The sequence below is a fragment of the Mucilaginibacter sp. CSA2-8R genome, from assembly GCF_038806765.1.
In the GTDB taxonomy this organism is placed as follows: domain Bacteria; phylum Bacteroidota; class Bacteroidia; order Sphingobacteriales; family Sphingobacteriaceae; genus Mucilaginibacter.
In genome coordinates, this window is sequence record NZ_CP152389.1 from 5,088,123 (window position 1) to 5,101,500 (window position 13,378).

Genomic DNA, 13,378 nt, shown 5'->3' on the forward strand with positions numbered 1-13,378 from the left:
GTGATGTGGTAAGCCGTAATAGCGCTTAAATAAATAAAGCAAGCCAAAAATAACTTACTTTGCCTGCATGTATCTGGTTAAAACGCCGTGGCTGCTTAAAAAGCTTTACCCTCAACTGGTATGGAACTACAACCGTACACAGCCTGTTATTTACTTAACTTTTGACGATGGGCCAATACCTGTTGTAACCCCATTTGTACTTAAAACCCTAAAAGAGTTTGACGCCAAAGCTACGTTCTTTTGTATAGGCGATAACATTAAAAAGCATCCGGATATTTTTAAACAAGTACAGGCCGACGGACATAGCATTGGCAACCACACCTTTAACCATCTAAGAGGCTGGAAAACAGAAGACCATATCTACGCCGAAAACTTTACCAAGGCCGATGAGCAGCACCCAACATTATTGTTCAGGCCGCCTTATGGCCGCATTAAACGCTCGCAAACTAAGCAATTGCAGGCCTTAAAGCCCGGCTTAAAAATTATTATGTGGGATGTGTTGAGCGGCGATTTTGATATGTCGTTAAAACCCGAAGATTGCCTTAAAGGTGTAATTAAACATACGGGTAACGGAGCTATCATTGTTTTTCATGATAGTTTAAAGGCCTTTAACCGGCTCGAATATGTACTGCCACGAGCTTTAGCGATATGGCAAAAAGCGGGGTATACATTTGAAAAGCTCACCGTTTGATTAAATTTCCGTAAAATTGCCGGCTCAAAATATAACCAATGTCACGGTTTTGTGTCTGGTGAGTTACAGGCACCATTATTGACTAAGTTATCTAAAAGTTAAAATATGTCTATTACTTCAGATACCGAGTTAGCAGGAATTCAAGAAATCAGCAATTGTGTAGCACTGGTACTAAAAGCCATGCGTGAGTACTGTAAACCCGGTATCACCACCTACCAGCTGGATGAGTATGGCGGTAATATGCTGGCAGACATGGGTGCCAAGTCGGCCCCTAAATTAACTTACGGTTTTCCGGGGTATACCTGCATCAGCATCAATAACGTGATTGCACATGGTATACCATCAGCCAATGTGGTGTTAAATGAAGGCGATTTGGTTAACATTGATGTATCGGCCGAAAAAGACGGTTACTGGGCAGATAATGGCGGCTCATTTGTGTTAGGCAACGACATTAATAACCACCAGGCCCTGGTTACCGCATCACAAGAAATATTACAGAATGCACTGAGCCAGATACGCGGCGGGATAAAGATAGCCGACATTGGTAAGCTGATTGAAACGCAGGCTGCCAAACGGGGTTACAGAGTAATTAAAAACTTAGCCGGACATGGCGTGGGCCGCAGCCTGCACGAAGAACCGCATGATATTTTAAACTATTACGAAAGGTCAAACACAGCACGCTTTAAAAAGAACAGTGTCGTAGCCGTCGAAACTTTTATTTCCACCCAATCTACCTGGGCCAACACCGGGGCCGATCAATGGACACTGACTGGCGACAAGGGCGGTTATGTAGCCCAGCACGAACATACTATTATCGTAACCTCGGGCGAACCTATTATTTTAACGCAAGCCAACGGTATTTTTGCCTAACTGTTAAGTAACACGCTTACTTTTTTCGGCGACCAAAAGGCTTCGGCCAGTTGTTGCCAGTTAGCTACAGGCTGCCTAAGTTGCATGCTGTCGGCAATATGCTGATAAACTTGCCCGGGCTTATAACCTTGCTCTCGTAAGTACTTAACAGACGTTGCTCCGGAAGATTTGGACAGTTTTTGGCCGTCTGCTCCGGCAATTAGGTCATGATGGTAAAACTGCACGTTGCTAAAAGCATCAGCGGGTAACGCTTGCGCCAGGTAAAGTTGCGCCAGGGTAGACGCCCATAAATCAACACCCCTTACAATGTGGGTAATGCCAAAATGCAGATCATCAATCACAGAGCTTAACTGGTAAGCTGGATGCCCATCCTTTTTACGCACTACAAAATATTGCATGGATGCTGGCAGCGTTATTGTTTGCTCTTTTAGTTGCCAGGTATTTACCGATACTTGGGCGCTTGGCGACGTTTGCATTCTCCAATTTACCTCTGCCTTGTCAAACTCCAACGCTTTGTGGCAACAGGTACCGGGGTAACTTTCGTCGGCACTCAGCGCTTTTATTTGCGACCGGGAACAGTTACAAGCAAACAGTTGACCTTTCTGCTGCAAACTGCTTAGTACCTCGTGGTACAATGGCATACGGTGCATCTGCGACCACTCGGTGGCAAATTCCTGCGCATTACGCGGTCCCTCGTGCCAGGGTAGCTCTAAAAAATTAAGTGTATCAAAAATATCCTGCACATAAGCAGCATTGGCACGCTGCTGATCCATATCGTCAATACGCAACAAAACATTAGCCTGCTCACGCTCTGCAAGTGCAACGGTTAACGCAAACGAAAGCACATTACCAATGTGCAGGTAACCGCTGGGGGTAGGTGCAATGCGTACTTTATTCATGAGTATTACACTGGCAAATCTAATATCTGTATGCAATTTAAGCATTGCTACAGATTGATTTTTGACAGCAAAATCATTATTCATTCACCCGATGTTATATTATTCAGAATAAATCTAAATAGTATTTGCTAAAATCCTACGGTCATATTTGGGAGTTAAATTTCGTACATTCGCGGCGTTCGCCCTGTAAAGGGGTTCTGAACAGCGAATTGTTCATTTTTTACCTAAAAATCAATCAAATGGCTTTTGATTTAGATATGATTAAAAAGGTGTACGACCGCTTTAGCAGCCGTATTGAAGCTGCCCGCCAAGCGACCGGCAAACCTTTAACTTTAACTGAAAAAATCCTGTATTCACACCTGTCTGAAGGCGAAGCAAAACAAGCTTTTCAGCGTGGTACTGATTATGTTGACTTTGCACCCGATCGTGTAGCAATGCAGGATGCAACGGCGCAAATGGCATTGTTGCAATTTATGCAGGCAGGCCGCCCGCAAGTGGCTGTACCTTCAACCGTACATTGCGACCACTTGATTCAGGCAAAAATCGGCGCTACCGAAGATTTAAATACAGCTAAAGATATCAACAGCGAAGTTTATGACTTCCTGGCTTCTGTGTCTGATAAATATGGTATTGGTTTCTGGAAACCAGGTGCAGGTATTATTCACCAGGTGGTTTTAGAAAACTATGCTTTTCCGGGTGGTATGATGATCGGTACCGACTCGCATACACCTAATGCAGGTGGTTTAGGCATGATTGCTATTGGCGTTGGCGGTGCTGATGCCTGTGACGTGATGGCCGGCTTACCTTGGGAGCTTAAATTCCCTAAATTGATTGGTGTTCACTTAACCGGTAAATTATCGGGCTGGGCATCAGCTAAAGACGTGATTTTAAAAGTTGCAGGTATTTTAACTGTAAAAGGTGGTACCGGTGCAATTGTAGAATATTTTGGTGAAGGTGCACGCTCATTATCAGCTACCGGTAAAGGTACTATCTGTAATATGGGTGCTGAGATTGGCGCAACTACCTCTATTTTTGGTTACGACGAAAAAGCAGAAGCTTACCTGCGCGGTACTCAACGCGAAGATATTGCTGACCTGGCTAATGCCATTAAAGAGCATTTAACCGGTGATGCTGAAGCTTATGCAACTCCTGAGCAATACTTTGACCAAGTAATTGAAATTAACCTGAGCGAGCTTGAGCCGCATGTAAACGGTCCTTTTACTCCGGATCTGGCTTGGCCTATTTCTAAGTTTGCCACTGCAGTTAAAGAAAACGGCTGGCCAACTGAGTTAGAAGTTGGTTTGATTGGTTCATGTACCAACTCATCTTACGAGGATATTACCCGTGCAGCATCTATTGCTAAACAGGCTACTGATAAAAACCTGAAAACTAAAGCTGAGTATACTGTAACGCCAGGTTCAGAACTGGTACGTTACACCGTAGAGCGCGATGGTTATCTAGATACCTTTGAGCAAATTGGTGGTGTAGTTTTGGCTAATGCTTGCGGACCATGTATTGGCCAGTGGGCACGTCATACTGATGACCCGACCCGTAAAAACTCTATCATCACTTCGTTTAACCGTAACTTTGCTAAACGTCAGGATGGTAACCCTAATACACACGCTTTCGTAGCATCTCCGGAGATTGTTACTGCCTTTGCTATTGCAGGTGATTTAACTTTTAACCCATTAACCGACACGTTAACTAACGAAAACGGTGAGCAGGTTAAATTAGACGAGCCACTGGGTATTGAATTACCGGTAAAAGGCTTTGCAGTAGAAGATGCCGGCTACCAGGCTCCTGCCGAAGACGGCAGCCAGGTACAGGTAATTGTTGATCCAAAATCATCACGTTTACAATTACTGGATCCGTTTAAAGCTTGGGAAGGTACCGACTTAAAAGACCTGCGCTTATTAATTAAAGCTAAAGGTAAATGTACTACCGACCATATTTCGATGGCTGGCCCATGGTTAAAATTCCGCGGCCATTTAGACAACATCAGCAACAACATGCTGATTGGTGCTATTAACTACTTTAACAACACTGCCGACAGCGTTAAAAACGAACTGACCGGCGAATACGGTCCGGTTCCGGCTACCCAACGCGATTACAAAGCTAACGGTATCGGTACTATCGTAGTAGGCGATGAAAACTATGGCGAAGGTTCATCACGTGAGCACGCTGCTATGGAGCCTCGCCACTTGGGTGTTCGTGTTATCTTGGTAAAATCTTTTGCCCGTATCCACGAAACCAACCTGAAAAAACAAGGTATGTTAGGTATCACCTTTGCTGATACTGCAGACTATGATAAAGTTCAGGAAGATGACAGAATTGATGTATTAGGCTTAACTGAATTTGCTCCGGGCAAACAGTTAACCGTAGTATTACACCATGCTGATGGTACTGAGGATTCTTTCGCAGTTAACCATACTTACAACGCTCAGCAAATTGAGTGGTTTAAAGCTGGTGGTGCGTTAAACATCATCCGTAAACAACAAGTAGCTTAATTAACTACTTTATTATAATAACAAGAAAGCCGTTGCATTTTGCAACGGCTTTCTTGTTTACAGCGCTTTTTAATGTGCTTATATCTGCTTATCCGTCGCTACATGATAGGCAGGGTCTTCCAAAATATTTACATCAATTACTGCATCCGCATTTTTTAACAATTGCTTGCAATCGGCACTCAAGTGTTTTAAATGAAGCTTTTTGCCGGCCTTTTGGTAACGGTCGGTCAACTTATTCAACGCCTCAATGGCCGACATGTCAGCCACCCGGCTATCCTTAAAATCAATGATGACTTCCTGCGGATCTTCATTTACATCAAACTTCTCGGTAAAGGCTGTTACCGAGCCGAAAAACAATGGGCCGTATACTTCATAATGTTTTGCACCCGTAGCGTCAACATATTTACGCGCACGTATGCGTTTGGCACTTTCCCAGGCAAATACCAGTGCTGATATAATTACGCCTACCAGTACAGCCAGTGCCAGGTTATGCAGCCAAACGGTAATCAGCGCCACTAATATGCCTACAAAAATATCCTGCCGAGGCATTTTGTTGATGATGCGGAAACTGGCCCACTCAAAAGTGCCAATGGCCACCATAATCATTACCCCGGTAAGGGCCGCCATAGGCACACGCTCAATCACCGGTGCACCCACAAAAATGATGAGCAGTATAGTAAGCGCAGCCACAATACCTGATAACCTTGCCCTTGCCCCGGCTGATAGATTAACCAGCGTTTGAGCAATCATGGGGCAGCCCCCCATTCCAGAAAAGAAACCATTTAAAATGTTGGCCGTTCCTTGGGCTATACATTCGCGGTTGCCATTGCCACGGGTGGCCGTCATTTCGTCAACCAGGTTTAAGGTAAGCAATCCTTCGGTTAAACCTACACCTGCCATAATCAGAGCGTAAGGGAATACAACCTTCAGGGTTTCTAAATTAAACGGTATGGCCGGGATGTGAAAAGGCGGAAAACCACCGCTTACAGCTGCAATATCTTTCACGGTTTTAGTTGGGATACCAAAGCCCAGCACTATCAAGAACACAATGATAATGGCTACCAGCGATGGCGGAACGGCTTTGGTAAACCGGGGCAGTAAAACAACAATAGCAATGGTTAAAGCGACTAACCCAGCCATAATAAATAACGGCTCACCGCTTAGCCAAACCGATTGCCCGTTAATCACAGTCTTAAACTGCTCCAGCTGGGCGGTAAAGATGATAACGGCCAACCCGTTAACAAAGCCATACATCACCGGCTGCGGCACCAGCCTGATGAATTTGCCTAATTTAAACACACCGACTAAAATCTGCACTACACCGGCCAGCGCCACGGCAGCAAAAACATATTCGATGCCATGGGTTTTCATTAAGGCTATCAGCACCACTACGGTAGCTCCGGCTCCGCCAGATATTAAGCCAGGACGGCCGCCTAACACTGCTGTTACCAAGCCCATGATAAAGGCAGCATACAAACCCATTAGCGGCGGAAAGCCGGCCAGGATGGCAAAGGATAAAGATTCGGGCATCATGGTCATGGCAACGGTTAAACCGGCCAGTACCTCGTTTTTATAATTTACTTTTTGCGAAAAATCAAAAAGGCGCAGAACTGCATGCATATAGAAAGAAATAGAAAAGATAAAATAATAGCGTCCGGCAGTCATTTGCCAGGCACATTAATAGCAATAGTGTATGAATTATTATTTAACAGAAAGATATTGCCCGTTTATAGAAAAAGAGGCAGCTGTAACGTCAGAAGAGAAACCTAACTCAAGGTGGTGTAACCGGATTATGATAAATAGCTTTTTTCATGGCTTGGCTGCAAAGTTAATAACTTAATCCCCTTAACTAACATTTATTGTGGTATTTCGGCCAAACCCGCCATGATTTCCTCCAAGCTGCTTTCGTCCAATATCAACCGCTCAGGTATTCCGGCAGTATTGTACTCCCATTTAATCAAACGCATTTGGCCATCGCTAATTTCTAAGCCGGTGATATCACCATCATCAAAACAACAGCAACCGCTGTTAAAATAAGATGGCCGGTAACCGGGAAAGGTAAATTGAGCTTCGCCTTTTAATACATGCTTATTTATTTGTTGCTGCAATTGTTCAACCTTTTGCTGGTCGCCTTGCTTTTGGGCTGTTTGTAAATTAATATACAGGCGCTCCAGGTGTGTTAACGACTGGAATACCGGCTGGTGGGTGTGCCCGGTAATCAGCAGCAAATTATTTTGCCTGCTGCTCCACTGGTACATAATTTCGTTATGCAGGGTTTTTAAATGATCGTTAGTAGCCGGTGTATTGGGGTTGATGGCCAGGTAAGCCTGTAACGGCCCCCAAACATTGGCTACAAACCATTTGCTAAACCAGTTACCGTCGCTTTGTAAATCGCCCTGATGGCCGTGGGTTAAATAAATACCTAAGGGTTTATCCGCAACGCGGGTTTGCAGTACCACGCCTTCATATACTTTTACCGGCTGCCCGTAAATTTGCTGCAGTACCACCTTGGCCAGCGGGTCATTGTCCCAGTACAAATCGTGGTTGCCAAATACTTTAATAAATGCATTACGTTTTAAAAACTGCGCTTCGTGCGCAAAGGTGGCTTTATTGTACTTGGTTACTCCAATGATGCCGTTTTCCCATAACTCTTCGCTATCACCTAAGTTGATGTAATGATATTGCTGCTCATTGTAGTAGTTCAGTGCAGTTAGGTAGTTCTTTTCAGCAAGCGTAAAATCATCTGCACTATTGCGGGTACCCTTGTGCTGGTCTGAAAGGATTACGAATTTGCCTGTTGCCACATCAAACGGGATGATGACGCCACGCTTTCCATGGTCAGTGATTAAAGAGTTATACAAATCAGTCAGCGCTGCATGTACACGTTTGGTGTCCGGCCTCGACGAGTATTTGTTAGCGATGTTAATTAAAGGTTGCTTTAACCATTTTTGCAGCAAGCGGCGCATGCTACATCAACAGCATAGTGCAGGATAGGTTTATGTATTGAGCATAATTAATGATAATCAGTAAGTTATTTAAATAAGGATAGCACTGTCAGAGCTTTGGATGAGAAAGCTTGGCACTAAACTTGTACCTATAAAGCAGATTACAATGAATTAACAATATAAAAATCACAAACCATGAGCTTATTTAAATGGGCCGTGTTCGGCGCCGCTGCTGCCTACGGCATACAACACATCACTAAAAAACGTGTAGAAGATGGTAAATCAATCATCGATGACTGGAACGAAAAAGCACCGGAGTGGATTGAAAAGGCTAAGCAGTATACTGATGAGGCCATCACTAAAGCGACCAGCAAAGTACAGCCGGAAGAGAATTACCAGTAATATATCATAAGAACCAACGCAAAAAGGCTTTCAAATTGAAAGCCTTTTTGCGTTATGATAATTAATAAAGCGTTATTTACTCAATGGCAAGCGCAATACATTAAATGAGTAGGGCTTAACAGCCAGTGCCAGTGTTTTACCTTTAACAGTAACCCGCTCATCTTTAGGACTTACATTTACCGCATTTTCGAACGAGTTGATTGCCTTAAGGTTCGGGGTGCTAATGCTGGTTAATATAGCGGTGGCAGGCATCTGTTTACGGCTCTGCACTTGTATATTACGGGTTTGTGCTTTACCCGATGCATTAACAATCTTTACAATCAGCTCGTTATGCTTGCTATCCACCACGGCTGAGGCATATAAGCTATCCTGACCGGCCACTACTTTTTTACCAGTACTAATGCTAACTACTTCTGTACCTTTGTATAAAGAATATAACTTTTGCACGTAATAATTTGGCGTTCCATACACATTCAGGTTATCTACCCAAATCATGTCGGGTGTCCACTGCCAGGCATCGGCATGGGCAAAAAGAGGTGCGTAGGAGGCCATGTTAACTACCTGGGCATTGCGCTCTAAACCCGTCATAAAAGCAGCTTCGGCAAGGGCACACTGCCAGTTGTTTTGATTTTTGGCGCTGGCTATCCCATCGCTTTGCGCAGCATATTCACCTGCAAAAACTTTAGAGCCATTACGGTCGTAATTGTCATAACGGGTAGCATTGCTCAAAAACCACTCCGGCGAACGGTAGTAGTGCTCGTCAATAATATCGGCTTTATTTTTACGCAAATTACTATTCAAAAAATCGAACCGCGCGCCGTTCGGGTCAGTACCCGAACTGTTAACCAGTTTAATTTCAGGATATTTAGCTTTAAGGCTATCGGTAAATATTTTAAGGCGTTCTAAATACTGCGGTCCCCAGTTTTCGTTACCCACACCCATCATTTTTAAGTTGAACGGAGCCGGATGGCCCATTTCGGCACGTTTTTTACCCCACGGCGTATTCACGTCGCCATTGGCAAACTGCACCAGATCTAACGCGTCCTGTACGTAAGGGCCTAATTGGTCTAATGGCACTAACTCAGCGGTATTAAACTGGCAGGCCATGCCACAATTTAAAATGGGCAGGGCCTGAGCACCAATATCTTCGGCTAACTGGAAGTATTCAAAAAAGCCCAGGCCATAAGTCTGAAAGTAATCTCCGGTAAGGCGGTGCTTAAATTCGGTATTCCATCGGTTAATATTCAGTTCACGGTTTTCAACCGGGCCAATGGTTTTTTTCCAGGGGTAACGGGTAGCCAGGTCGCGGCCTTCCACAATACAACCGCCCGGAAAGCGGATAAAGCCGGGCTTCATATCAGCTAGCAATTGTACCATATCTGCCCTTAAACCTCCCGGGCGCTGTTTCCAGGTATCACCAGGGAACAAGGAAATCATATCCAGATCGATAACACCTGTACCTTCCATCCAGATAGCAAACTTGCCTTTTGGAGCCATAGCATTCGCGGCGAAACTTACACCTTGTTTATGCCATTCGGCACCACTTTGATCAGGTTGCAATACTGTAGAGCCTATGACGTTCCCTTTTTCATCCTGTAATTCCAAATGCAGTTTTACGCCGGGCTTTTCTTGGCGGTACATGAAAGAGAAATTATAATTAAGCCCTTTCTTGACGCCCATTCCGCGAAATCCCTCATTAGTTAAACTAAAGTCTTCCCTTTTATCAGCGTTTTTAACGTTGGCTCTTAAAAAGCGAGGATTGGGATTAGTGATCGGATTTTGCTGGCGGTTTAAAATAAGCACGTCGCCCTCGTTAATCTTTTTGCCTTTTACAGACCAGCCCATTAGCGGAGAGTAAAATTCGAAAGAGCGATTTTTAACCAGTTCGGCATAAATGCCGCCGTCGGCACCCATATTAATATCTTCAAAAAACACACCCCACATAGTGGGCTGCACTTTGGCGGTTACCTTATCGGCATTTACTACAATTGGTAAACTTTTTTGAGCCGAAGAGTTTAGAGAAAAGGCCGTTAACAGGGCGGCGGTTAAATAAGTAAATTTTGTAACTGTCATATTTACACTTAAAAGAAAGAGCAAGAAGGCAAGCTAAACCACTAAAAGATGATTAAAGTTTACTTTCAGGAATTAAGCTGTAAGCCGGTTTAAAATCGGAATCTAAAGTAATCAAAAATCGGTCAACGATGACACCCGGATCCATTAAATATAATTTAAGCTGATGCTTACCAGGTTGTAATGCCGGGATATTGAGTTTGCGGATGGCATTATTGCTAAGCACATTATTTTTCCATTCGGTGCTCCGACCTTCGGTTTTAAAATTGACCACTTGCGGTGTACCACCGTCTACAGAAACCGCATAACGCATACCATAAGCTTTATTAAGCGGATGCGTTGGCAAGGTAAAAATATGCAGCTGAGGTTTTGATGCTGTATTTACGGTATAAAAATCATAGGCTACCCACGAAGCTGATTTTAGTGCTGTATCTACAGTAATATCCTGGCTAAGAGGCCATGCTATCAAAGCATTTTGAGCATATCCTAAAGTGCTGTCGGCCTGCCAGCAGCTTGCGCCTTGATTTTGGTGGTTTTGATAATTACCGGCAAATATTGATACCATGCCGTTGTTTTCTATCACTCCTTTGTATTTAGTTAAAGCAGGCAATTGGCTGTTATTGGCCGAAACATTAACCACATATGTTTTACCATCAGCACTGATGCTAACCTGGGCCGTATGCACAGCAGGCTGCCCGGCTAACAGCTTCCAGTTAATATTTAGATAGATGCGGCTTTGCCGCTGGTTGTTTTGATTAGCCAACTGCCCTTTTTTTGCAGACAGCAAAATCCAGGGTTGCGAAGCGGTAGCCGTCCAACTAACATCAGCTGCTTTTTGCAGGAATATATCTATAAATTTTGCCTGTGGCGACCATGGATGAAATGCTGATAAAGCAAAAGCTGGGTTGCTGCCATGCACCGAGTCGGAGTAACTTCCTTCGGGTTCGATACTCCAGGCATTTACCGCAGGTTTCAAATTAATTATCGGTAACTCCGGCTCCTGGTAAACCGGCAGATTGCGCGGCTGCATTGACATGATGTTTTTCCATTTTCCACCCGCTAACTGGTTATTGTAATAAGCTGTTTCGGTAACAATGTCTCGGTACGCCTGCCTGCTTTTATCCGCATACTCCTGCGCTATTAATCGGTTTTGCTTTCCGTACAGATATGCCTTATCGCGATATAAGAACTTTTGATTTATTAGAGACGCGCCTACAACAGGATAATAAACCAACTCGTAAAAAGCATCTTTATTAGGCAGCTTGGCATTTGTGTATATCGATTTTGCTTGGGCAGCCAGTGTTTGGTACCTAACAACCCTACGTTGCGCCTCATCGCCGTAGGCAAAATGATTATATGCTGTGTAATTGGTTTTAGTAGTAGGCTCGGTTTGGCTCCAACCCATAAATTCAGGCCGGCGCTCCCCGGCCAAGTGATAGTATTGTTGTAGAAGCCCGGCAATGTTGGCTGCATTTTTAATGCCCCATTTGCCGGCACACCATTGCTGTAAGTGCGCTTTCAGATACGTGCTGTTTTTAAATGGTTCGGCCTGGTAAGCCATATCTAAAAACAGCTGCATGTTATATTCGCAGGGTTTAATGTCGCCTACATTAAGCACCCAGATGTTTTTGGCCTGCATAGCATAGGCTTTCATCATTTCTTCGCGCATGAGTGCCGGGTTGGTCGTGCTTAGCCACAAATAATCGTGCGGGCGTCCCCAGTACGAGGCATGATAATACACTCCTGCACCTCCCGAACGTTGTTGCTCCTGTGTATTGCTCAAACGCTGGATGTAGCCATAGTTATCATCGGGCCATACCAAGGTAATATCCTCCGGAACTTTCAAGCCGCTCTCATACACATCCAAAACTTCTTTATAGATGGTAAAAGCCTGTGGTACTTTTTTGATGTCTGGGTTTACATACTTTTGCAGCAGGCCGCGCTGGTCAGCAAATATTTTGTCCAGCAAAGGCACAGCCTCCTTTGGCGATTTCACACCTTCCATGCCGCTATCGTGTACGCCACGCATACCCATGCTATAAATGGCATTGTTCGCGCTGCTTTCTTTTACCCGGCTTTCCCAGTAGCTGTATACTTTGGGCTGATTGGTGATGTAATTAAACGCTCCCATCGTTTTCTCGTTCCATTCCCCCACGTTGTTGCGCAACATCGGCTCGGCGTGCGATGAGCCTACTACGATGGCGTAATCGGCTGCTGCTTTGGCATTACCGGGGTAAGAATAAAATGCTTTAGTACTGGGGTGCATGGCCGGCCAAATGAGGTTGGCTTTAAGCCGCAGCAGCAGTTCGAAAACCTTGGCATATGTTTTCGGGCCAATATCCCCGGTTTCGGGCTCAAAGGTTTTTGCAGCCCAGGGTTGCAGGCCCCAATCTTCATCATTGATAAATATGCCCCGATATTTAACAGAAGGTGGAGCCGACACATACCTGTCAATATTAATACTCAAGCTTTTTTGCTGCACCGGTGTTACATCGGCCCACCAGTACCAGGGTGACACGCCGATACGCTCTGATATATTGAAAACGCCGTAAGCTGCTCCGCGGATATCACTGCCTGCAATAACCAAAGCCTTGGTAATATTTTTGGAGGGATAACTGACGATTTGTAATAGATAACTTTCCCATTTACCTTGCAAAGCTTTGGTGTTGAGGTGCAGGCTCTTAATTAAAGCCGACTGTAACGTACCTATCACAATTACATTTCCGCTTGCCTTGCTGATGCTGTTAGTTACTTTAGGTAAATATCCGCTCACCTGCTGAATATCACGCGCCAGCAAACCGGCCGCAATAGAATCCAGTTGATGCTCTCTCGGTGCGTACACGATAGTGACCTTGCTTTGCGGCGTAACCAAATCAAACGGCACTGCCTGTAACCTTAAGTTGGCAAATATCAAAACAGCTATCAGCAGTAAACAGAATTTGAACTTCATTTTTTCAGAGAGGTATCTATATCACAAAAGCCTTCTGTTAAAAA

9 protein-coding genes are annotated in these 13,378 nt (G+C 44.4%); 4 read left to right on the forward strand and 5 right to left on the reverse strand.

What is annotated here, in order from left to right:
• Positions 1-67: 67 nt before the first annotated feature.
• Both AAGR14_RS21660 and map read left to right on the forward strand, forming a co-directional pair.
• Positions 68-691: a polysaccharide deacetylase family protein gene (locus AAGR14_RS21660; RefSeq protein ID WP_342646330.1), complete on the forward strand. Its 624-nt coding sequence runs from the start codon at positions 68-70 to the stop codon at positions 689-691.
• A gap of 105 nt (positions 692-796) precedes the next feature.
• The gene (map, locus tag AAGR14_RS21665; RefSeq protein WP_342646331.1) at positions 797-1,561 is read left to right on the forward strand and encodes a type I methionyl aminopeptidase; all 765 of its coding nucleotides are present in this window, start codon (positions 797-799) and stop codon (positions 1,559-1,561) included.
• Here map and AAGR14_RS21670 read toward each other — a convergent pair.
• Positions 1,558-2,505, reverse strand: a complete 948-nt coding sequence (locus tag AAGR14_RS21670) for a glutamate--tRNA ligase family protein (RefSeq protein ID WP_342646332.1) — start codon at positions 2,503-2,505, stop codon at positions 1,558-1,560. The genes map and AAGR14_RS21670 overlap by 4 nt on opposite strands.
• Before the next feature lie 194 nt (positions 2,506-2,699).
• Between AAGR14_RS21670 and AAGR14_RS21675 the strand changes: the two genes are divergently transcribed.
• Positions 2,700-4,967, forward strand: a complete 2,268-nt coding sequence (locus tag AAGR14_RS21675; protein ID WP_342646333.1) for an aconitate hydratase — start codon at positions 2,700-2,702, stop codon at positions 4,965-4,967.
• Between the two features lie 78 nt (positions 4,968-5,045).
• Here AAGR14_RS21675 and AAGR14_RS21680 read toward each other — a convergent pair whose 3' ends face one another.
• Positions 5,046-6,587, reverse strand: a complete 1,542-nt coding sequence (locus AAGR14_RS21680; RefSeq protein ID WP_342646334.1) for a SulP family inorganic anion transporter — start codon at positions 6,585-6,587, stop codon at positions 5,046-5,048.
• Positions 6,588-6,823: 236 nt separating this feature from the next.
• Complete coding sequence (locus AAGR14_RS21685) at positions 6,824-7,933, reverse strand: metallophosphoesterase (RefSeq protein ID WP_342646335.1); 1,110 nt, start codon at positions 7,931-7,933, stop codon at positions 6,824-6,826.
• Positions 7,934-8,107: 174 nt separating this feature from the next.
• On the opposite strand from AAGR14_RS21685, the gene AAGR14_RS21690 reads away from it, so the two are divergent.
• Entirely contained in the window at positions 8,108-8,314 is a 207-nt protein-coding gene (locus tag AAGR14_RS21690) for a YtxH domain-containing protein (protein ID WP_342646336.1), read from the forward strand.
• 72 nt (positions 8,315-8,386) lie between these two features.
• On the opposite strand, the gene AAGR14_RS21695 is transcribed toward AAGR14_RS21690, so the two are convergent.
• Both AAGR14_RS21695 and AAGR14_RS21700 read right to left on the reverse strand, forming a co-directional pair.
• A complete protein-coding gene (locus AAGR14_RS21695) occupies positions 8,387-10,387 on the reverse strand; it encodes an alpha-L-arabinofuranosidase C-terminal domain-containing protein (RefSeq protein ID WP_342646337.1) in 2,001 nt (666 codons plus the stop codon).
• Between the two features lie 52 nt (positions 10,388-10,439).
• Positions 10,440-13,334 carry a glycosyl hydrolase 115 family protein gene (locus AAGR14_RS21700; RefSeq protein ID WP_342646338.1) on the reverse strand — a complete coding sequence of 965 codons (2,895 nt, stop codon included), beginning with the start codon at positions 13,332-13,334 and terminating at the stop codon, positions 10,440-10,442.
• Positions 13,335-13,378: the final 44 nt, after the last annotated feature.